Consider the following 21,864-nt stretch of genomic DNA (forward strand, 5'->3'; position numbering starts at 1 on the left):
GACGCTTGCTGGCGTAGTGTGGCGGCCGTGCATTCCGAGCGAATGACAACAAGCGGGATGAAACCGGTCAAACACCGGGTTTCGTCCCGCTTTTTTACGGCCCGGCCCCTCGTGTGCTTGTCATGCGGCGGGCCGGGTCGGTGCCGAATGGCCTGGCGACAGGCTGTCACGGGCGGTGGCAGCGGTCGTGGATACCTTGACGAGCTTTGGGAGGACGTAGCGTTGAACAAACCCGCAATATTGGCCCTGGAAGATGGCAGCGTATTCCACGGCACGGCCATTGGTGCAGACGGGCAGACCAGTGGCGAAGTGGTGTTCAATACGGCCATGACCGGCTATCAGGAAATTCTCACCGACCCTTCCTACTCTCGACAGATCGTCACGCTGACCTACCCTCATATTGGCAATACCGGCATCAATCCCGAAGACATCGAGTCTTCCAGCATCGCCGCCGCGGGCCTCGTCATCCGCGACCTCCCGTTGGTTGCCAGTAACTTCCGCTCCACCCAGAGCCTGTCCGATTATCTCGCCAGTCAGAATGTCGTCGGTATCGCAGATATCGATACGCGCCGCCTGACGCGCATTCTGCGCGACAAGGGGGCCCAGAATGGCGCCATCCTGGCGGGCAGCGAGGCCGAGGGCGATGACGCCGTAGCGCGCGCGCTGGAAGCCGCGCGTGCCTTCCCGGGGCTCAAGGGCATGGATCTGGCGAAGGTGGTGTCCTGTAGCGAAGCGTACGAATGGAATGAAGGCGAATGGCAGCTGGGCGAAGGCTACGTTGACGCTGCTGCCGGCGAGCGCCCCTTCCACGTGGTGGCCTACGACTATGGGGTCAAGTTCAACATTCTGCGTATGCTGGCCAGCCGCGGGTGCAAGTTGACGGTGGTGCCGGCGCAGACGCCAGCGGCTGAGGTGCTGGCGATGAAGCCCGATGGCGTGTTCCTGTCCAACGGCCCCGGCGACCCCGAACCCTGTGACTATGCCATTGAGGCAATCCGCGAGATTCTGACCACCCAGGTGCCTGTCTTTGGTATCTGTCTGGGTCACCAGCTGCTGGCGCTGGCCAGTGGGGCAGCCACGGTCAAGATGAATCATGGTCATCACGGTGCCAACCACCCGGTGCAGGATCTCGATTCCGGGCATGTGATGATCACCAGTCAGAACCACGGCTTTGCCGCCGACGAGACATCGCTTCCGGACACCCTGCGAGCGACCCACCGCTCCCTGTTTGACGGCACCTTGCAAGGTATCGAGCGTACCGATTGCCCGGCCTTCAGCTTCCAGGGTCACCCCGAGGCGAGCCCAGGCCCCCGCGATGTGGCGCCGCTGTTCGACCGCTTCATCGACATGATGCAACGCCGTCGTTAAGGCGCTCACCCAGACTCCGGTTCATCGTCCAATTTTCTTGCGGGAAGCACCATGCCCAAGCGTACAGACCTGAAAAGCATCCTTATCATCGGCGCAGGCCCGATCGTCATCGGTCAGGCCTGCGAGTTCGACTACTCCGGCGCCCAGGCCTGCAAGGCCCTGCGTGAAGAAGGGTTCCGCGTCATCCTGGTCAACTCGAATCCGGCGACGATCATGACCGATCCCGCCATGGCCGACGCTACCTATATCGAGCCGATCACCTGGCAGGCGGTAGAAAAGATCATCGAGGCTGAACGCCCCGATGCGGTGCTGCCGACCATGGGGGGCCAGACCGCGCTGAACTGCGCACTGGACCTGGATCGTCACGGTGTCCTGGAAAAGTATGGCGTTGAGATGATCGGGGCCAATGCCGACACCATCGACAAGGCCGAGGATCGCGATCGCTTCGACAAGGCGATGAAGAATATCGGTCTGGAGTGCCCCAAGGCCAAGATCGCTCACAGCATGGACGAGGCCTGGGAAATTCAAAGCGAACTGGGCTTCCCGGCCATCATCCGGCCGTCCTTCACCATGGGCGGCTCTGGCGGCGGCGTGGCGTACAACAAGGAAGAGTTCAAGGAAATCTGCCATCGTGGCTTTGAGCTCTCTCCGACCCATGAGCTGTTGATCGACGAATCGCTGCTGGGGTGGAAGGAATACGAGATGGAGGTCGTTCGCGACAAGAACGACAACTGCATCATCGTTTGTGCCATCGAGAACTTTGACCCCATGGGAGTCCACACGGGTGACTCCATTACCGTGGCGCCTGCGCAGACGCTGACGGACAAGGAATACCAGATCATGCGTGACGCATCTCTCGCGGTGCTGCGCGAGATCGGCGTCGAGACCGGCGGCTCCAACGTCCAGTTTGGCGTGGACCCCGAGACCGGGCGCATGGTGGTCATCGAGATGAACCCGCGTGTATCGCGCTCCTCTGCGCTGGCCTCCAAGGCCACCGGCTTCCCGATTGCCAAGATCGCTGCCAAGCTGGCGGTGGGCTACACCCTGGATGAGCTGCAGAACGATATTACCGGCGGGCGCACTCCGGCCTCGTTCGAGCCGTCCATTGACTACGTCGTCACCAAGATTCCGCGTTTCACCTTCGAGAAGTTTCCCCAGGCCAATGACCGCCTGACCACCCAGATGAAGTCGGTGGGTGAGGTCATGGCGATCGGCCGGACCTTCCAGGAGTCTCTGCAGAAGGCCCTGCGCGGCATGGAGACCGGTAATGATGGCCTCGATCCCATCGTGACCGACTTCAGCGCCGACAACATGGCGCTGATCAAGGGCGAGCTGCAGGCTGCCGGTGCCGAGCGCATCTTCTACATCGCCGACGCCATGCGTTCCGGCATGAGCGTGGAAGACGTCTTTGAACTGACCAATATCGACCCCTGGTTCCTGGTGCAGCTCGAAGATATCGTCAAGATCGAGCAGGATCTGGCCAGTCGCTCGCTGTCCTCGCTGGATGCTGGCGAGATCTATCGTCTCAAGCGCAAGGGCTTCGGTGACGCGCGCCTGGCCAAGGTGCTTGGCGTTTCCGAGGACGATGTGCGCAAGGCACGCCAGGATGCCGGTATCCGCCCGGTGTACAAGCGGGTAGACACCTGTGCCGCCGAGTTTGCCTCCGACACCGCCTACATGTACTCGACCTATGAGGAAGAGTGCGAGGCCGAGATCAGCGACCGCCAGAAGATCATGGTGCTGGGTGGAGGTCCGAACCGTATCGGCCAGGGTATCGAGTTCGATTACTGCTGCGTCCATGCCGCCTTCGCCATGCGCGATGACGGCTACGAGACCATCATGGTCAACTGCAACCCCGAGACCGTGTCCACCGACTACGATACCTCTGACCGTCTGTATTTCGAGCCGGTGACTCTGGAGGACGTGCTCGAGATCGCCGACAAGGAAAAGCCGGTCGGCGTGATCGTCCAGTTCGGTGGCCAGACCCCGCTGAAGCTTGCCCGTGCCCTCGAGGCTGCTGGCGTGCCGATCATTGGTACTACCCCGGATGCGATCGACCGTGCCGAGGACCGCGAGCGTTTCCAGCAGATGATCGACAAGCTGGGTCTGAAGCAGCCCCCCAATGCCACCGCCAGAAGCTTCGATGAGGCCTTCTCCAAGGCCGAAGCGATCGGCTACCCGCTGGTGGTGCGCCCGAGCTACGTGCTGGGCGGCCGGGCCATGGAGATCGTCTACGACGCCAGCGAGCTCGAGAACTACATGACCCATGCGGTCAAGGTCTCCAATGACTCGCCGGTATTGCTCGACCATTTCCTCAGCGCGGCGGTCGAGGTGGATATCGATGCAGTGTCCGACGGCGATCAGGTCGTGATCGGCGGCATCATGCAGCACGTGGAGCAGGCCGGTGTGCACTCGGGCGACTCCGCCTGTGCGCTGCCGCCGTACTCGCTGCCGGCGGACGTGCAGGACGAGATGCGCGAGCAGGTCAAGCGCATGGCCGTCGAGCTGGGCGTGAAGGGTCTGATGAACGTCCAGCTGGCCTGGCAGGACGGCGAAATCTACGTCATCGAGGTCAACCCGCGTGCCTCGCGCACTGTGCCCTTCGTATCCAAGTGCATCGGCACCTCGCTGGCGCAGGTTGCCGCCCGCTGCATGGCTGGCGTCAGCCTCAAGGAGCAAGGGTTCGAGCGGGAGATCGTGCCGCATTTCTATAGCGTCAAGGAAGCGGTGTTCCCGTTCAACAAGTTCCCCGGTGTGGATCCGATCCTGTCGCCGGAAATGAAGTCCACCGGCGAGGTGATGGGCTCTGGCGAGACCTTTGCCGAGGCCTTCTACAAGGCTCAGCTGGGTGCTGGCGAGGCGATCCCGCCGCTGACCGGTGATCGCAAGGCGTTCCTGTCGGTACGCGAGCCGGACAAGGCGGGTGTTATCGAAGTGGCACGTTCTCTGGTAACATTGGGCTTCACACTCTGTGCGACCCGAGGAACGGCGGCAGCCCTTGAACAGGCTGGTCTGCCCGTTGAGGTCGTCAGTAAGGTTTACGAAGGCCGGCCGCACATCGTCGATTCCATCAAGAACGACGAGATCGCCTATATCGTCAATACCACCGAGGGCCGCCAGGCCATCAACGACTCCTCGGTGATCCGCCGCACCGCACTCGCCCACAAGGTTCCCTATGCCACGACGCTGGCAGGGGCCAGTGCCGTTTGCTTGGCGCTCGAGTACGGCAATGCCGTTACCGTGCGGCGGCTACAGGAACTGCATGCAGGAGCGAATACATGAACAAGGTCCCGATGACCGTCGCCGGTGAGCAACGCCTGCGTGAAGAGCTCGAGCAGCTCAAGAGCGAGGCTCGCCCGACAGTGATCGCTGCCATCGCGGAAGCCCGCGAGCATGGCGACCTCAAGGAAAACGCCGAGTACCATGCTGCCCGCGAGCAGCAGGGCTTCATCGAAGGCCGTATTCAAGAGATCGAGGGTAAGCTGTCCAACGCCCAGGTCATCGATGTCACCAAGTTGCCGAAGACGGGCAAGGTGATCTTCGGCGTGACCGTCGAGCTGTTGAACCTGGATACCGACGAAGAGGTGACCTACCGCATCGTTGGTGAGGATGAGGCCGACATCAAGGAGCGTCGCATCTCCGTCACGTCACCCATTGCCCGCGCCTTGATCGGCAAGGAAGAAGGTGAAGTGGTGCTGGTGCGCACTCCTGGCGGCGAAGTCGAGTACGAGATTACCGGCGTCGAGCACATCTAAGCGCAACTCTCCCGCTCCAACGACACCGCCCCGCCAGGCAACCTGGCGGGGCGGTGTCGTTTGGTGTTAAAGCTGGCCTTGAGCCGTCGCCTTCCGCGCTTGGCGGCTGACCTGGTAGCCGTCAGTGGCTAGCGCTGTCAGTGGCGGCCGTGGTGGTTCTCGAAGCGAGTGATGTTGGACAGCTTCGGGTTGGCCTTGGGGTTCTTGCGATACAGCAGGGCGACCTTGCCGATCTTCTGGATCAGCTCGGACTTGCTCTGGTTGACCAGTTCGTCCAGCACGGCGGTGCGGTCGTCGCGGTCGGGAATCGCCAGCTTCACCTTGACCAGTTCATGGTCATTGAGGGCGCGTTCGAGCTCGGCCAACAGGCCCTCGGAAATGCCGTTCTCCGAGGCCGTGACCACCGGGTCGAGGTGGTGGCCGATGCTGCGCATTGCTTTCTTTTGTGCCTGTGACAAGCTCATGGTATCTTGCTTCATTCCGTATTGGCCGTTGGGCGCGTGACCGCACATGGTACGGGTAAACCCCGTGCGGTGAAAGCGATGTCGCCTGTCGATTGTCGTCGATGGCGCCCCCGGCATCCATTTTTTCAATCGCTGTCGGCGCTTACCGGACACCCCCATCGATACGCCTTCGACCCGGGCGTCGTCCGAACCGATACCGCGCTTCATGGTCATTCTCTGTCCAGGTGAGCGGCACTCCGAACGGAGCAGCCTGTAGACCATCCCATCCATTGGTCTCGGTCAGCCGCTTCAGGACATCGTTCCCGGCAACTTCTCTCAGGTGGTGTAGTGGCAGCCTCTCGTCCCCCTTCCAGCAAGAAATCCTCCAGCAAGAAGCCCTCGTCCAGCAAGACGAGTGCGAGCTGGCTGAAGGAGCACTTCGACGATCAGTATGTCCAGCAAAGTTGGCAGGATGGCTATCGCTCCCGGGCGAGCTACAAGCTGGTTGAGCTGGATGACAAGGACAAGCTGCTCAAGCCCGGTATGACGGTGATTGACCTGGGCGCTGCTCCAGGCGGCTGGAGTCAAATAGCGGCCGAGCGAGTGGGGGACAGTGGCGTTGTCATCGCCTCGGACATCCTGGAGATGGATGCCCTGGCGGGCGTCGATTTCGTTCAGGGAGATTTTACCGAAGACAGTGTGCTCGATGAGTTGCTGGCGCGCCTGCAAGATCGCCCGGTAGACCTTGTGATGTCGGATATGGCCCCCAATATGAGTGGTATGGCGGCGATCGATCAGCCGCAGGCCATGTACCTGGTGGAGCTGGCGCTGGACTTGGCAAGGCAGACGCTGCGTCCCGAGGGCACCTTTCTGGCGAAAGTGTTCCAGGGCGAAGGCTTTGACGAGTACCTGAAGGAGCTGCGTGGTGACTTCCGCAAGGTTGTTACGCGCAAGCCAGGTGCCTCGCGGGCGCGCTCCCGGGAGGTGTACTTGCTGGCCCAGGGGTTCAAGGGGTAGCGGCAGCCGGCTGCCACGCCCTCGCTCCAGTAGCAGGCTCCGGACAAAGGCGTCGGTCTCAGCGAGTGGCGGCGAGATGTGGGGCGACGAAAGGCGTCTGCGATAGCTTTCGACTAATGCTGCGATAATGTCAGATGTGCTCGCTATGAGGCCAAATTCATGGCGGGGCAGAGGTATACTGCTGGTGGCGCTCGCTGAAATCAGCGCAGTGACACCTTGGGTCGGTCGCAACAGGCTGGCTGAACAAGGCTGGCTCATGTAGTGTCGAACCCTTAGGCACCATAGGCCGACAGATTCTTGCAATTGAGGGTGGTCCCTTGAACGACATGGCGAAGAACCTGATTCTGTGGTTGGTCATCGCGGCGGTGCTGCTGACGGTGTTCAACAACTTCAGTGTCGAGAATGCACCGAACCAGATGAACTACTCACAGTTCGTCCAGCAGGTGCAAAATGAACAAGTACGCAGTGTGACCATCGATGGTTACACGATCAGCGGTGAGCGCAACGATGGCTCCAGCTTCCAGACGATTCGCCCTTCGGCGGAAGATCCGAAGCTGATGGATGATCTGCTGTCCAATAACGTGACTGTGGTGGGCAAGAAGCCCGAACAGCAGAGCTTATGGACGCGGCTGCTGATTGCCAGCTTCCCGATCCTGCTGATCCTGGCCATCTTCATGTTCTTCATGCGTCAGATGCAGGGTGGCGGCGCCGGTAAAGGCGGCCCGATGAGCTTCGGCAAGTCCAAGGCGAAGCTGCTGTCCCAGGATCAGATCAAGACGACCTTTGCGGATGTTGCTGGCTGCGATGAGGCCAAGGAAGAGGTCGAGGAGCTGGTCGACTTCCTGCGCGACCCCACCAAGTTCCAGCGTCTGGGCGGAACGATTCCCCGTGGTGTGCTGATGGTGGGCCCGCCTGGTACGGGTAAGACCCTGCTGGCGAAGTCCATCGCTGGTGAGGCCAAGGTCCCGTTCTTCTCGATCTCCGGCTCTGACTTTGTCGAGATGTTCGTGGGTGTCGGTGCTTCCCGTGTTCGCGACATGTTCGAACAGGCCAAGAAGCAGGCGCCCTGCATCATCTTCATCGACGAGATTGACGCCGTAGGTCGCTCGCGCGGTGCCGGCATGGGTGGCGGCAACGATGAGCGTGAGCAGACCTTGAACCAGTTGCTGGTCGAGATGGACGGCTTCGAGGCCAACGAAGGCATCATCGTGATCGCTGCCACCAACCGTCCCGACGTGTTGGATCCGGCTCTGCTGCGCCCAGGTCGCTTCGACCGTCAGGTGGTGGTGCCGCTGCCCGATATTCGCGGTCGTGAGCACATCCTCAACGTCCACCTGCGCAAGGTGCCGCTGGCTGATGACGTCAAGCCGACCTTCATCGCTCGTGGTACCCCCGGGTTCTCCGGTGCCGACCTGGCCAACCTGGTCAACGAGGCAGCCCTGTTCTCGGCCCGCCGCAACAAGCGTCTGGTGGGTATGGAGGAGCTGGAGCTGGCCAAGGACAAGATCATGATGGGCGCCGAGCGCCGCTCCATGGTCATGACCGAAAAGGAAAAGTTGAATACCGCCTACCACGAGGCAGGTCACGCCATCATCGGTCTGGTCATGCCCGAGCATGATCCGGTGTACAAGGTCACCATTATTCCTCGTGGGCGTGCGCTGGGTGTGACGATGTTCCTGCCGGAACAGGATCGCTACAGCCTGTCGCGGCAGCAGATCATCAGTCAGATCTGCTCATTGTTCGGCGGCCGTATCGCCGAGGAAATGACGCTGGGTCCGAATGGCGTTACGACGGGGGCATCCAACGACATCAAGCGCGCCACTGAGCTTGCCCACAACATGGTGGCCAAGTGGGGTCTGTCGGAAGAGATGGGTCCGATCATGTACGACGAGGACGAGTCGCATCAGTTCCTCGGCGGCCCGGGTCAGGGCGGCGGCAAGCTCAAGTCCGGCGACACCACCACGCGCCTTGATCGGGAAGTCCGCAAGATCATCGATGGCTGCTACGAGCAGGCACAACAGATCCTCGAGGACAATCGCGACAAGCTGGATGCCATGGCCGACGCGCTGATGCAGTACGAGACCATCGATGCCGATCAGCTCAAGGACATCATGGAAGGTCGTGATCCGCGTCCACCCAAGGACTGGGATGAGCCTGGCTCCGGTGGTGGGTCTCCGGTGACCGGCGATCCCGCTGCCACTGCCGACAATGATCAGCCCAGTGCTGACAGCGAAGAAGGTGACGAGGAAGACGATGACAGTCCCGGTCGTCGTCCCTCCGACCCCCTCGGCGGCCCCGCCGGCAGCTGATGCTCTGCCCCTGACAGAGGCGCCCCACGGGGCGCCTCTGGCGTTGCAGGGGCAGCTGTCGCGCGATGCTGCGATAGTGGCCCTCATCTCGTGTCTTACCATGTCTCCAGCCAGGACTTTTTCACCGATGGAATCTCGTTATCCCGCCGTGCTGCCCTGCGGCCGACATCGGCTCGATCTCACCTTTCCCCGCGTCATGGGCATTCTTAACGTGACGCCTGATTCTTTCTCTGACGGCGGGCGCCACATGGTGATCGATGATGCCCTGCGTCACGCTGAACAGATGCTGGCGGAAGGTGCCGCCATCATTGACGTGGGTGGCGAGTCGACCCGACCGGGGGCCGCTCCGGTGAGCGCCCAGCAGGAAATGGATCGCGTTGTTCCCGTGGTTGAGGCGCTGGTGCGCGAGCTGGACGCCCTGGTGTCGGTGGATACCTCGACGCCTGAGGTAATGCGTGAAAGCGCACTGGCTGGCGCAGGCATGATCAACGACGTGCGCAACCTGCGGCGCGAAGGTGCGCTGGCAGCGGCGACCGGAACGGGGTTGCCAGTAGTGCTGATGCATATGCTGGGTGAGCCGGGCGATATGCAGGACGCACCGAGCTACGCGGAACCGGTCGAGGAAGAAGTCGCGCGCTTCCTGGAATCCCGTGTCGCAGAATGTGAGGCTGCTGGGCTGCGTCGGGAACGTATCTTGCTGGACCCGGGCTTTGGTTTCGCCAAGACGGTAGAGCATAATCTTCGCCTATTGCACCGCATGGAGCGTCTAGAAGCCCTGGGGCTTCCGCTGCTGGTCGGTATGTCTCGCAAGAGCATGATCGGCAAGGTGCTCGATCGCGCTGTCGAAGAGCGTCTGCCGGGAGGCCTGGCCTTGTCGGCGCTGGCGGTCGAGCGCGGTGCTCGCATATTGCGCGTTCACGATGTGGGGCCCCATGTGGACGCGGTGAACATGACTTGGGCCGTTCTCGAGGAAGGAGAACACCATGGCTAGACGCTACTTTGGCACGGACGGAATTCGCGGCACCGTCGGGCAGGCACCCATCACCCCTGACTTCATGCTCAAGCTCGGATGGGCGACCGGGCGAGTGCTCGAGCCGCGCCGGCAGCGGGCGCGCGTGTTGATTGGCAAGGATACGCGGATCTCCGGCTACATGTTCGAGTCGGCCCTCGAGGCAGGGTTGTCGGCAGCCGGCGTTGACGTCATGTTGCTGGGGCCAATGCCGACGCCCGGTATTGCCTACCTGACGCGTACCTTCAGGGCGGATGCCGGCATCGTGATTTCGGCGTCCCACAACGCCTATCAGGACAATGGCATCAAGTTCTTCTCGGCCGAAGGCGCGAAGCTGGGTGACGAGATCGAAGAGCGGATCGAAAAAGCCCTGGAAGAGACGCTGACCACCGTGCCGCCGGATGAGCTGGGCAAGGCAAGTCGCGTCGATGATGCTGCCGGGCGCTACATCGAGTTCTGCAAGTCGACCATTCCGGACCGCGTCAACCTGCATGGGCTGCGGATCGTCCTCGACTGCGCCCACGGCGCCACGTACCACATCGCTCCTGCGGTATTCAAAGAGTTGGGTGCCAAGGTGACCCTGGTAGGCGCCGAGCCAGATGGCCTGAATATCAACCGTGAGGTCGGCTCGACCCATCCCGCGGCGTTGCGCGCCGCAGTGATTCAGCAGGGAGCGGATCTGGGGGTGGCCTTCGATGGGGATGGCGACCGCGTGTTGATGGTCGATGCCGATGGTCATGAAATCGATGGCGACGACATGCTCTACCTGATCGCCAAGGACCGCCACGAGCGAGGCGAACTGGGTGGGGGAGTGGTCGGCACCCTGATGAGCAACTTTGGGCTGGCGGCAGCGCTGGAAGGCATGGGTGTGCCGTTCGAGCGGGCCAAGGTCGGCGACCGTTACGTGATGGAGCGACTGGCGGCCAACAACTGGTTGCTTGGCGGCGAGTCGTCGGGTCATATCGTGTGCCGTCATGTGCAGACGACGGGGGATGGTATCGTCTCGGCGCTGCAGGTGTTGTCGTACATGGTGCGCGAGGAGAAGCCGCTGTCGCGGTTGCTGTACGGTTTCGAGAAAGCCCCCCAGTCACTGGTCAACGTGCGATTGCCCGCGGGTGTTGATGCCAAGGCCGTGATGGCAGAGCCTAGCCTGGACGCTGCGACCAAGGCCGTAGAGGCGGAGTTGGGCGCTGAAGGGCGAGTGCTGCTGCGTCCATCCGGCACTGAGCCGTTGATTCGCGTCATGGTCGAGGGTCGCCCCCATCTGGACGTTGAGGGGCTGGCACGTCGCCTTGCCGATGATGTGCGTGGGCTGGTGAGCTGACCCTGTCCCTTGCGGCGGCACGCTGACGCCAGTTCTGACACTATCGGGGCCGCTGCTTGGCCCCAGGTACTGGGTCGGCGTGTCCGTCATGATTGTTGTCTTGACAGGGCCTCTCCTATACCATTTCGGCCCACCTTGAAAGAGGATGATCCATGCGTGCACCGCTGATTGCCGGCAACTGGAAGATGAACGGCTCGCGTAGCCTGATCGACAGCTTCGCCGAAGCGCTGTCCCGTGCCGACCTGCCCGAGGCGGTTACCGTAGCGCTGGCTGTACCTTTTCCCTATGTCGGAACGGCGCGAGAGGCACTTCCATCCTCCGTGCGTGTCGCTGGTCAGACGCTGAGCGACAAGCCAGATGGCGCCTATACCGGTGAAGTCAGTGGCGCCATGCTGCGTGATGTTGGTGCACAGATGGTGCTGGTGGGCCATTCTGAGCGGCGCACGCTGTTTGGAGAAGATGACGCCGCAGTGCTGGCCCGGGTCCAGGCGGCGCTCCATCAGGGCCTGACGCCGGTGCTTTGCCTCGGCGAGACCCTCGAAGAGCGCGATGCGGGTCGCACCGAAGAGGTGGTGCTGGGACAGTTGTGCGCGGTATTGGACGTGCTCGACAGCGATGCGCGAGCCCGTCTCGTGCTGGCTTACGAGCCGGTGTGGGCGATTGGCACAGGGCGTACCGCGACACCCGAGCAGGCGCAGCACGTGCATGCGGCCATCCGAGCGCGACTCGAGCAGTACGGTGGCGCCCTGGCGGCGTCCATGCAGGTTCTCTACGGCGGCAGCATGAAGCCCGATAATGCGGCGGAATTGCTGGCCCAACCGGACATCGACGGCGGCCTGATCGGCGGAGCATCGCTGAAGGTCGACGATTTTCTAGCCATTTGTCAGTCAGCAGGTTGAATCCATGCAAGTTGCCATTCTCATGATCCACGTGGCGATCGCTATCGCCCTGGTCGTCCTTATCCTGCTGCAGCAGGGCAAGGGTGCCGATGCCGGCGCTTCGTTCGGTGGCGGTGCCTCTCAGACCGTCTTTGGTTCCCGTGGTAGCGGCGGTTTTCTGTCCAAGGCCACCGGCGCGCTGGCGGCATGCTTCTTTGCCACCTCGCTGACGCTGGCCTATTTCGCCTCCGAGGCAGGCAATGCTGCGCCAGTGGCAGGTATTCCTGACGCCGAGGTCATCGAGCAGCAAAACGGTACGCCAACACTGGACGACAGCTCCACGCAGAACAGCGCACCAGCGCAAGGTGAGGAAAACACCGAAAATTCCGCGCCCACGCTTGACGGTGAGTCAGCTGATGTGGATAATGCTGCGCCAGTGCTGGAGGACAGCGACAGCTGATCTCCGGACTCCCCTAGCCGAAGTGGTGGAATTGGTAGACACGCTATCTTGAGGGGGTAGTGACCGTATGGTCGTGCGGGTTCAAGTCCCGCCTTCGGCACCATTTTCCAAACGGCATCGCCGTTGGGAAAACAAGCTCTCCTGGTACGCCCAGTGATCTTTTCAGGGTTGGCGGTTCGGTGAGATGCCTTGACGCCCTGGTCATGGCGAAGTATACTCACCGGCCTAGATTGATGCGGGGTGGAGCAGTCTGGTAGCTCGTCGGGCTCATAACCCGAAGGTCATCGGTTCAAATCCGGTCCCCGCTACCATCTTCTTGGCAGGCATGCAGGTATCCTCAAGGGGCATGCGTAACATCTGCCAGATGGTGACAGGTTTCTTGGAAAAGCCCCTTCCTGTGAAGGGGCTTTTTGTTAGCAGCTTGCCGGGTGTGCCCGGCAGCGCGAACGCCAATCAGCCACCTGACTTTCCTGTTCACTCCCGGCCAGGTGCTGATGCAACGGCTGTAGGAGCTTTCATTCGTGGCGACCAAAGATGCTGCGCTCAATGCGTTGATCGAACCGGTGGTATCTGCCATGGGGTTCGAACTCTGGGGTATCGATTACCTGTCCCAGGGAAAACATTCCCGTCTGGTGATTTATATCGATCATGCCGATGGTGTCAGCGTCGACAACTGTGCCGATATTAGTCGCCAGGTCAGCGCCATCATGGACGTCGAAGACCCGATCGCTGGTGAATACCGGCTCGAGGTGTCTTCGCCGGGCATGGATCGTCCGCTGTTCACGCTCGACCAGTTCTCTCGTTACGCCGGCCATCACGTGGCGCTGAAGTTGCGCTCCCCGTTCGAAGGGCGGCGCAAGTTTCAGGGACTGCTGGCAGGCGTCGAGGGCGATGAGGTACTGGTTCAGATCGACGGCGAGGAATATTGCTTCCCGATCGATGGTATCGATCAGGCGCGGGTGGTACCGCAGTTCGATAACTGACGTACTCGGGTGCGCCACGGCTGATGCGCAACAGTTGACGCACGACAAGAGAGAACAAGGATCGGTTTTTTGGCGAGGCTTTAAGGCATGAGTAAAGAAATTCTGGCGGTCGTTGATGCGATCTCCAATGAAAAGGGTGTCCCCCGCGAGGTCATCTTCGAGGCCGTAGAAGCTGCGCTGGCAAGTGCCTCGCGCAAGCGCTTCGAGGATGAGGAAGCCAGCGTGCGCGTGCACATCGATCGCGTGACGGGTGAGTACGAGACCTTCCGTCGCTGGGTGGTGGTCGAGGACGACGACTTCGACGGCCCGGATGCCGAAATCAAGCTGACCTTCGCCGAAAAGCGCGATCCACCGCTGGGCCTGGGTGACGTGGTTGAAGAACGCATCGAAAATGCCGCCTTCGGTCGTATCGCCGCACAGACCGCCAAGCAGGTGATCGTGCAGAAGGTCCGCGAAGCTGAGCGTGCCGAAGTCGTACGTATCTATGCCGAACGCGAAGGCGAGCTGGTGGCAGGTATCGTCAAGAAGACGACACGTGACGGGTTGATCATTGACCTGGGTGACAACGCTGAAGCGTTCCTGCCGCGCAGTGAGATGATTCCCGGCGAGCGCTATCGCATGAACGAGCGTGTGCGTGCCCTGCTGGTCAAGGTCGACGCCGAGGCGCGCGGTGCGCAGCTGATTCTGTCGCGTACCAACCCGCAGATGATCATCGAGCTGTTCAAGATCGAAGTCCCGGAAATCGCCGAGCAGCTTATCGAGATCAAGGGTGCAGCACGTGATCCTGGCTCTCGCGCCAAGATTGCGGTCAAGACCAATGATCGTCGGATTGATCCGGTAGGTGCTTGTGTCGGTATGCGCGGTTCGCGGGTACAGGCGGTGTCCTCCGAGCTTCAGAATGAGCGCGTCGACATCGTGCTGTGGGATGACAATCCTGCACAGCTGGTGATCAACGCCATGGCGCCGGCGGACGTGGCCTCCATCCTGGTGGATGAAGATGCCCATGCCATGGACGTCGCCGTAGCGGAAGACAACCTGGCCCAGGCCATCGGCCGTAGTGGTCAGAACGTGCGTCTCGCGTCGGAGCTGACCGGGTGGCGTATCAACGTCATGACCGAAGCCGACGCCGAGGCCAAGCGCGATCAGGAAATCGACAGCCTGGTCGAGCACTTCGTTCAGCATCTGGACATCGACGATGATGTCGCCCGGCTGCTGGTCGAGGAAGGGTTCACCTCTCTGGAAGAGGTGGCCTACGTGCCGGTCGAGGAAATGCTGGAAATCGAAGAGTTCGACGAAGACCTCATCGAGGAGCTTCGAGCTCGCGCCAAGGACGAGCTCTTGAACCTGGCCATTGCCTCCGAGGAGGAACTGGACGGAGCCCAGCCGGCGGATGATCTGCTTGAGATGGACGGTATGGAGCGCCACCTGGCCTTCATTCTGGCTAGCCGTGGTATCAAGACCATGGAAGATCTGGCCGAACAGTCCGTCGACGATCTGGTGGACATCGAAGAGGTGGACGAAGAGCGCGCCGCGGCATTGATCATGACCGCCCGTGCGCCTTGGTTCGAGAGCGAACAGTAACAGGGTCACGGGCTGAGGAGGGTCGTAATGTCAGAGATGACCGTTAAGGATTTTGCAGCAAAGGTGGGGCGTGAAGTGCCCCGTCTGCTGGAGCAGATGAAAGAAGCCGGACTCGAGCACAAGTCGGAAGGCGATGCCGTGTCCGAGGAAGACAAGCGCAAGCTGCTGGACTTCCTGACCAAGAGCCACGGTGGTGGTGCAGGCGTCGGTGCTGGTGCGCGCAATCGCATCACCCTGACCCGCAAGACGCGCAGCAAGATCAAGACGAGCGAGCGCGGCAAGACCATCGAGGTGCAGGTTCGCAAGAAGCGCACCTACGTCAAGCGCGAAGAGACCCCGGAAGAAACTCCGGCCCCGGCCGAGGACCACGGTCCGCGTCAGCTGGTCGGTGACATGGCCGATTCTCGTGCGCGTCGTGAGGCTGAAGAAGCCGAAGCGGCCAAGCAGCGCGCCGAAGAGAAGGCGGTTCAGGAAGCCGAGCAGGCGGCCAAGGCCCAGCGTGAAGCTGAACAGGCCGCCGCAGTGCCCGATATCCCCGTGCCCGAGCTCGATACCTCCGCTCCTGCCGGAGACGAGCCCCCGGCGCCGCCGAAGGAAGGCCGTGGTGATGTGCGCCGCGCTGCCGTCAAGAAGGCTGCGGGCAAGGGCGGCAAGAAGGGTCGCAACGAGCGTGACGACGACGACCGTAGCGATCGCGAAGAGCGTCGCCGCGGTGGCGGCAAGAAGGTCAAGCGTGCCGAGCGTCGTGGCAGCCGCCGTGGTGGCAGCCAGGGCAACGGCAAGCATGGCTTCCAGAAGCCGACCCAGCCGATCGTCCGTGAAGTGTCCATTCCCGAGTCCATCTCGGTGGCGGACCTCGCCGACAAGATGTCGATCAAGGCTAACGAAGTCATCAAGGCCATGTTCACCATGGGCGCGGCGGTGACGATCAACCAGACCATTGACCAGGACACCGCGGCGATCGTGGTGGAAGAAATGGGTCACACGCCCAAGCTGGTCAAGGATGATGCCCTCGAGACCGAAGTGCTCGAAGCCATCTCCTACGAGGGTGAGGAAATCACTCGCTCTCCGGTGGTCACGGTCATGGGTCACGTCGACCACGGCAAGACCTCGCTGCTCGACTACATTCGTCGTGCCAAGGTGGCTACCGGTGAGGCAGGGGGCATTACCCAGCACATCGGTGCCTATCACGTCGAAGACGACAGTGATGGTGTGACCTTCCTGGATACGCCTGGACACGCGGCGTTCACCGCCATGCGTGCTCGTGGTGCCAAGGCCACTGACGTTGTCATCCTGGTCGTGGCTGCCGACGACGGCGTGATGCCTCAGACGATCGAAGCGGTCGAGCACTCCAAGGCAGCGGAAGTGCCGATGGTGGTGGCGGTCAACAAGATCGACAAGCCGGAAGCCGATCCCGACCGGGTCAAGAACGAGCTGTCCCAGCACGGCGTCATCTCGGAAGAATGGGGTGGTGACACCCAGTTCGTCCACGTCTCCGCCAAGACCGGCGAAGGCATCGAGGCGCTGCTGGAAGCGGTCCACCTGGTGTCCGAAGTGCTCGAGCTCAAGGCAGTCCCGAGCGCGCCTGGCAAGGGCGTGGTGGTCGAGTCGCGGCTCGACAAGGGACGTGGTCCGGTGGCTACCGTACTGGTCCAGAACGGTACGTTGAAGAAGGGCGATATCGTCCTGGCAGGCCTGCACTATGGTCGCGTACGTGCGCTGACCAACGAGCTTGGCAAGCAGGTCGATGCGGTGGGTCCCGCCATGCCGGTGGAGATCCAGGGCCTCGACGGCACGCCGGAAGCCGGTGATGACTTCATGGTTGTCGCCGACGAGAAGAAGGCCCGTGAAGTGGCCAACTTCCGTCAGGGCAAGTACCGCGAGATCCGTCTGGCACGTCAGCAGAAGGCCAAGCTCGAGAACATGTTCTCGCAGATGGGTCAGGAAGAGGCGGCCAAGGTCAACATCGTGCTCAAGGCCGATGTGCAGGGCTCGTTGGAAGCCATCAAAGGCGCCCTCGAGGAGCTGTCCACCGACGAGGTGCAGGTCTCCGTGGTGTCCTCCGGTGTCGGCGGTATCACCGGTACCGATGCCAACCTGGCCCTGGCCAGTGAGGCCATCGTGGTCGGCTTCAACGTGCGTGCCGACGCGGCTGCCCGCGAGATCATCGAGCGTGAAGGTCTGGAGCTGCGCTACTACAGCGTCATCTACCACCTGATCGACGAGGTCAAGCAGGCCATGAGCGGCATGCTCGAGCCTGAGTGGAAGGAAGAGATCGTCGGTGTGGCCGAGGTCCGTGACGTCTTCCGTGCACCGAAGATCGGTGCGGTGGCTGGCTGTATGGTGGTCGAAGGCACGGTCTTCCGTAACAAGAAGATCCGCGTGCTGCGCGACAACGTGGTCATCTACGAAGGTGAGCTCGAGTCGCTGCGCCGCTTCAAGGACGACGTCCAGGAAGTGCGCAACGGCATGGAGTGTGGCATCGGCGTGAAGAACTACAACGATGTCCAGGTCAACGACAAGATCGAGGTCTTTGACCAGGTCAAGGTCGAGCGCACGCTGTAAGCGTTCGGGGAGTCGTTATCCATGCGCGAATTCAAGCGTACCGACCGAGTGGCCGACCAGCTCCAGAAGGAGCTGGCGGTCCTGATCCAGCGCGAGGTCAAGGACCCGCGCCTGGGGATGGTCACCGTCAGCGGCGTCGAGGTCAGCCGTGATCTTGGCTATGCCGACGTGCATATCACCCTGCTGGGGGAGCAAGACCCCGAGCGGATCAAGGAAAACCTTCAGGTGCTCAAGCGCGCTGGTGGTTTCCTGCGTAGCCAGGTGGCGCGTCGTATCAAGCTGCGCCATGTGCCGGAATTGCGCTTTCATTACGATGAAAGCGTGGTTCGCGGTCAGCACCTGTCGTCCCTGATTGAGGAGGCGGTAGCGAGCGATCGTTCGCGCCACGCCGATGATCAGGATGACACTTCCGAGGGTGAAGACGGGGCCAAGGACTAATGGCTCGTCGTCGCCGAGGATTACCGATCGACGGCGTACTGTTGCTGGACAAGCCAAAGGGCATGTCCAGCAATTTCGCATTGCAGCGGGCGAGGCGCCTGTACCAGGCGCAGAAGGCCGGTCACACCGGTACGCTGGACCCCATGGCGACGGGGCTTTTGCCGGTACTGTTCGGCGAAGCCACCAAGTTTTCCAGCCATTTGCTTGAAGCTGACAAGGTGTACCGGACCCGGGTGGAACTGGGTCGCAGCACGGACACCGGTGATGCCGAGGGCAACGTCATTGCCGAGGGTGTGGTGCCCTCGCTGTGCGAGGCGGATGTTGCTTCCATGGTCGACAGCTTCATTGGTGAGCAGGATCAGCTGCCACCAATGTACTCTGCGCTGAAACATCAGGGGCGCAAGTTGTATGAACTAGCCCGAGAGGGCAAAAGCGTAGATCGTGCAACGCGACGGATAAGGGTGTATGATGCCCGGCTACTCTCGACGAGCCTTGCCGGGAATGCACCCGCCTTCGAGTTGGAGGTCCGGGTCAGCAAAGGCACTTATGTGCGTACCCTGGCCGAGGACATGGCCAAGGCGCTGGGATGCGAAGGACATATTTCGCAGCTCAGAAGGCTCAAGACAGGCCCTTTCGATGCCGAGGGCATGCTCGATTTCGAGATGCTCGAGGCCGATGACGCCGCCGCACGTGAAGCGCATCTAGCGCCGATCGACAGCCTGCTTCAGCATCTGCCGGCACACCGCCTCAGTGAGGCTGGTGCCGCGGCCATGCGCTTTGGGCGAACCGCCCGTGGCGAGGTGGAGCAGCACGCGTTGGCCCAGATGACGGCCAGCGAAGGATCACTGTATCGACTTTATCAGGGCGAGTCCTTTATCGGGCTTGGTCTGGTGGAGCCAGTCGGGGACATCGTGCCTCGGCGCCTGCTGAGTTCGTTCGTCGCGGGCTCGGGGCAAGACTGACCTCCTCAAGGGGTTGTGGCAGCTGGAGACTGCAAATATGCGTGGTCTCCGACATTCATCATTCAGGCATATTGCTTACTGGAGAGACAGATGGCACTTACCGCCGAACAGAAGGCCGACATCGTCAACGAATACGGCCGTGGTGACAACGATACCGGTTCCCCCGAGGTTCAGGTGGCCCTGCTGAGCGCCAACATCAACGGCCTGCAGGATCACTTCAAGACCAACAAGCAGGACCACCACTCCCGTCGTGGCCTGATCCGCATGGTCAACCAGCGCCGCAAGCTGCTGGACTACCTCAAGCGCAAGGATTTCGAGCGCTATCAGTCTCTGATCCAGCGTCTGGGCCTGCGTCGCTAAGCAGTGCTGACATGACAAGGCTTCCTTGTGGAAGCGGCGTCACACAAAGGGCAGTCCTTCGGGGCTGCCCTTTGTCGTTTTTGGCCGCAGTAGGGGAGGCCAGGCAGGTCCTTTGTCCTTTGTGGTGGCCCTCGCGGGTCTGACCCCCTAAAATAGTGCGCGAGTCAAAACGACCCAAACATCGAAAAGTAAAGGAAGTCGCCGTGAATCCGGTCAAAAAGACGTTTCAGTACGGTCGCAGCACCGTCACCCTGGAAACCGGGCGTATCGCCCGCCAGGCCACCGGTGCCGTGATGGTCACCATGGACGACACCGTGGTGCTGTGCACTGTGGTGGCAAGAAAGGAAGCCAACCCCAGCCAGCCTTTCTTCCCGTTGTCCGTTCATTACCAGGAAAAGACCTACGCGGTCGGCAAGATTCCTGGCGGCTTCTTCAAGCGTGAGGGACGCCCCACCGAGAAGGAAACCCTTACCTCTCGACTGATCGATCGTCCGATCCGTCCGCTGTTCCCCAAGGGCTTCATGAACGAAGTCCAGGTGATCTGCACCGTGTTGTCCACCGATCGCAACCATGATCCGGATATCGCTGCGATGATCGGCACCTCTGCCGCTCTGGCCATTTCCGGTGTGCCGTTCAATGGCCCCATCGGTGCTGCACGCGTGGCCTTCAACGAAGAGCGCGGCTACTTCCTCAACCCCACCGTGGAAGAACTCGAAGGCTCTGAGCTGAACATGGTGGTCGCAGGGACCGAGAAGGCCGTGCTGATGGTCGAGTCCGAAGCAGAAGAGCTGCTCGAGGACGAGATGCTGGGCGCCGTGCTGTTCGGTCACCAGGAGATGCAGACCGTCATCCAGGCGATCAACGAGCTGACCTCCGAGGCCGGCAAGTCCAAGTGGGAGTGGCAGCCTGCGGCCGAGAATACGCCGCTCAAGGATGCCGTCGCCCAGGGCTTCGAAGCCAAGGTCGGCGAGGCCTACCGCATCACCGACAAGATGCAGCGCCAGGATGCCCTGTCCGCGCTCAAGGCCGAGGCCGTCGCACAACTCGCCGGTGAAGAAGAGGGCAAGTTTGACGCCTCCGAGGTCGAAGGCGCCTTCGCCGGTCTCGAGAAGCGCGTGGTGCGTGCTCGCGTGATCAAGGGCGAGCCGCGTATCGACGGTCGCGACCACAAGACCGTGCGTCCGCTGGCCATCGAGGTCGGTACCCTGCCCAAGACCCACGGCAGCGCCATCTTCACCCGTGGCGAGACCCAGGCGGTGGTCGTCGCGACCCTGGGCACCCTGCGTGACTCCCAGCTGATCGAATCGCTGGAAGGTGAGCGCAAGGACCGCTTCCTGCTGCACTACAACTTCCCCCCCTACTCGGTGGGCGAGGCTGGCTTCATGGGCGGTCCCAAGCGTCGCGAGATCGGTCACGGCCGTCTGGCCCGTCGTGGTGTCCAGGCCATGCTGCCGGCGGAAGAGGACTTCCCCTACACCATTCGCGTGGTCTCCGAGATCACCGAGTCCAACGGCTCCAGCTCCATGGCCTCCGTCTGCGGCACCTCGTTGGCACTGATGGACGCCGGTGTGCCGATCAAGGCTCCGGTGGCGGGTATCGCCATGGGCCTGGTCAAGGACGCCGACGGCTACGCCGTGCTGACCGACATCCTCGGCGACGAGGATCACCTCGGCGACATGGACTTCAAGGTGGCCGGTAGTGCCGAGGGTGTCACCGCCCTGCAGATGGACATCAAGATCGAGGGGATCGACGAGCAGATCATGGAAACGGCCCTGAACCAGGCCCATGATGCGCGCATCAGCATCCTCGAGCAGATGAACACCGTGATCGCCGAGAGCCGCGCCGAGGTGTCCGACAACGCGCCCTCCATGGCCACCATCAAGATCGACCCGGACAAGATCCGCGACGTCATCGGCAAGGGCGGCGCCACCATCCGCAAGATCTGCGACGATACCGGCGCCTCCATCGACCTGGACGACGACGGCACCGTGCGCATCTACGCCGAGGACAAGAAGGCGGCCAAGAAGGCCATCGATACCGTGCTGGCGATCACCGCCGAGGCGGAAATCGGCAAGCTGTACCGCGGCAAGGTGGTGCGTATCGCCGACTTCGGCGCCTTCGTCAACATCATGCCTGGCACCGACGGCCTGGTGCACATCTCCCAGATCGTGCCAGAGCGTGTCAATGACGTGCGTGATTACCTGAACGAAGGTGATGAGGTGGTGGTCAAGGTGCTCGACATCGACAACCGCAATCGCGTCAAGCTGACCATCAAAGAAATGACCGAGGAAGAAAAGGCGGCTTTTGAAGCTGAGGAAGCCGCTGCCGAGGTCTAATGACGGCAAGCCATCGACGCCCCCGTTGCTGACGCCGCGGGGGCGTTTTTGTGTTACGCCCCTGATCGTCAAGTGC

Annotated in this window: 17 protein-coding genes and 2 tRNA genes; 18 read left to right on the forward strand and 1 reads right to left on the reverse strand. The window is 61.7% G+C overall.

What is annotated here, in order from left to right; all coding sequences use genetic code 11:
* The first annotated feature begins 222 nt into the window (after window positions 1-222).
* Genes carA through greA form a run of 3 tightly spaced genes read left to right on the forward strand, consistent with a single transcriptional unit; the run spans window position 223 to window position 5,123 of the window.
* Window positions 223-1,368, forward strand: a complete 1,146-nt coding sequence (gene carA, locus KUV45_RS02935; protein WP_222162147.1) for a glutamine-hydrolyzing carbamoyl-phosphate synthase small subunit — start codon at window positions 223-225, stop codon at window positions 1,366-1,368.
* Window positions 1,369-1,419: 51 nt separating this feature from the next.
* A complete protein-coding gene (gene carB / locus KUV45_RS02940) occupies window positions 1,420-4,650 on the forward strand; it encodes a carbamoyl-phosphate synthase large subunit (RefSeq protein ID WP_222162146.1) in 3,231 nt (1,076 codons plus the stop codon).
* On the forward strand, window positions 4,647-5,123 hold the full coding sequence (greA, locus tag KUV45_RS02945) for a transcription elongation factor GreA (protein ID WP_206942482.1): 477 nt from the start codon (window positions 4,647-4,649) through the stop codon (window positions 5,121-5,123). Before carB ends, greA begins: the two co-directional genes overlap by 4 nt.
* A 137-nt stretch (window positions 5,124-5,260) precedes the next feature.
* Here the strand turns inward: greA and yhbY are convergent, their stop codons facing one another.
* Window positions 5,261-5,587 carry a ribosome assembly RNA-binding protein YhbY gene (gene yhbY, locus KUV45_RS02950; RefSeq protein WP_206942611.1) on the reverse strand — a complete coding sequence of 109 codons (327 nt, stop codon included), beginning with the start codon at window positions 5,585-5,587 and terminating at the stop codon, window positions 5,261-5,263.
* A 327-nt stretch (window positions 5,588-5,914) separates the two neighbouring features.
* On the opposite strand from yhbY, the gene rlmE reads away from it, so the two are divergent.
* The 15 genes from rlmE to pnp all read left to right on the forward strand — a co-directional run bounded on the left by rlmE (window position 5,915) and on the right by pnp (window position 21,788).
* On the forward strand, window positions 5,915-6,583 hold the full coding sequence (rlmE, locus tag KUV45_RS02955; RefSeq protein WP_222162145.1) for a 23S rRNA (uridine(2552)-2'-O)-methyltransferase RlmE: 669 nt from the start codon (window positions 5,915-5,917) through the stop codon (window positions 6,581-6,583).
* Window positions 6,584-6,900: 317 nt separating this feature from the next.
* Window positions 6,901-8,892: an ATP-dependent zinc metalloprotease FtsH gene (gene ftsH, locus KUV45_RS02960; protein ID WP_222162144.1), complete on the forward strand. Its 1,992-nt coding sequence runs from the start codon at window positions 6,901-6,903 to the stop codon at window positions 8,890-8,892.
* A 196-nt stretch (window positions 8,893-9,088) separates the two neighbouring features.
* Window positions 9,089-9,883 (forward strand): dihydropteroate synthase, encoded by a 795-nt coding sequence (folP, locus tag KUV45_RS02965; protein ID WP_222162494.1) that lies wholly within the window; start codon window positions 9,089-9,091, stop codon window positions 9,881-9,883.
* Entirely contained in the window at window positions 9,876-11,225 is a 1,350-nt protein-coding gene (glmM, locus tag KUV45_RS02970) for a phosphoglucosamine mutase (protein WP_206942485.1), read from the forward strand. The genes folP and glmM overlap by 8 nt, the downstream gene beginning before the upstream one ends.
* 152 nt (window positions 11,226-11,377) lie before the next feature.
* Entirely contained in the window at window positions 11,378-12,124 is a 747-nt protein-coding gene (gene tpiA / locus KUV45_RS02975; protein WP_222162143.1) for a triose-phosphate isomerase, read from the forward strand.
* A gap of 4 nt (window positions 12,125-12,128) precedes the next feature.
* Window positions 12,129-12,563 carry a preprotein translocase subunit SecG gene (gene secG, locus KUV45_RS02980; protein WP_206942488.1) on the forward strand — a complete coding sequence of 145 codons (435 nt, stop codon included), beginning with the start codon at window positions 12,129-12,131 and terminating at the stop codon, window positions 12,561-12,563.
* A 16-nt stretch (window positions 12,564-12,579) separates the two neighbouring features.
* Window positions 12,580-12,666 (forward strand) — tRNA-Leu (locus KUV45_RS02985).
* A gap of 131 nt (window positions 12,667-12,797) precedes the next feature.
* Window positions 12,798-12,874, forward strand: a tRNA-Met gene (locus tag KUV45_RS02990).
* A gap of 210 nt (window positions 12,875-13,084) precedes the next feature.
* Entirely contained in the window at window positions 13,085-13,546 is a 462-nt protein-coding gene (gene rimP, locus KUV45_RS02995) for a ribosome maturation factor RimP (RefSeq protein ID WP_206942489.1), read from the forward strand.
* Window positions 13,547-13,633: 87 nt separating this feature from the next.
* Window positions 13,634-15,127, forward strand: coding sequence for a transcription termination factor NusA (nusA, locus tag KUV45_RS03000; protein WP_206942490.1), 1,494 nt, complete (start codon window positions 13,634-13,636; stop codon window positions 15,125-15,127).
* Window positions 15,128-15,154: 27 nt separating this feature from the next.
* Window positions 15,155-17,692 carry a translation initiation factor IF-2 gene (infB, locus tag KUV45_RS03005; protein ID WP_206942491.1) on the forward strand — a complete coding sequence of 846 codons (2,538 nt, stop codon included), beginning with the start codon at window positions 15,155-15,157 and terminating at the stop codon, window positions 17,690-17,692.
* A gap of 21 nt (window positions 17,693-17,713) precedes the next feature.
* Window positions 17,714-18,130: a 30S ribosome-binding factor RbfA gene (rbfA, locus tag KUV45_RS03010; protein WP_206942492.1), complete on the forward strand. Its 417-nt coding sequence runs from the start codon at window positions 17,714-17,716 to the stop codon at window positions 18,128-18,130.
* Window positions 18,130-19,092 carry a tRNA pseudouridine(55) synthase TruB gene (gene truB, locus KUV45_RS03015; protein WP_206942493.1) on the forward strand — a complete coding sequence of 321 codons (963 nt, stop codon included), beginning with the start codon at window positions 18,130-18,132 and terminating at the stop codon, window positions 19,090-19,092. The genes rbfA and truB overlap by 1 nt, the downstream gene beginning before the upstream one ends.
* Window positions 19,093-19,182: 90 nt before the next feature.
* Window positions 19,183-19,452, forward strand: coding sequence for a 30S ribosomal protein S15 (gene rpsO / locus KUV45_RS03020; protein ID WP_206942494.1), 270 nt, complete (start codon window positions 19,183-19,185; stop codon window positions 19,450-19,452).
* 203 nt (window positions 19,453-19,655) lie between these two features.
* A complete protein-coding gene (gene pnp, locus KUV45_RS03025) occupies window positions 19,656-21,788 on the forward strand; it encodes a polyribonucleotide nucleotidyltransferase (protein WP_222162142.1) in 2,133 nt (710 codons plus the stop codon).
* Window positions 21,789-21,864: the final 76 nt, after the last annotated feature.

This window comes from Halomonas sp. DP3Y7-2 (assembly GCF_019800795.1).
In the GTDB taxonomy this organism is placed as follows: Bacteria; Pseudomonadota; Gammaproteobacteria; order Pseudomonadales; family Halomonadaceae; genus Halomonas; species Halomonas litopenaei_A.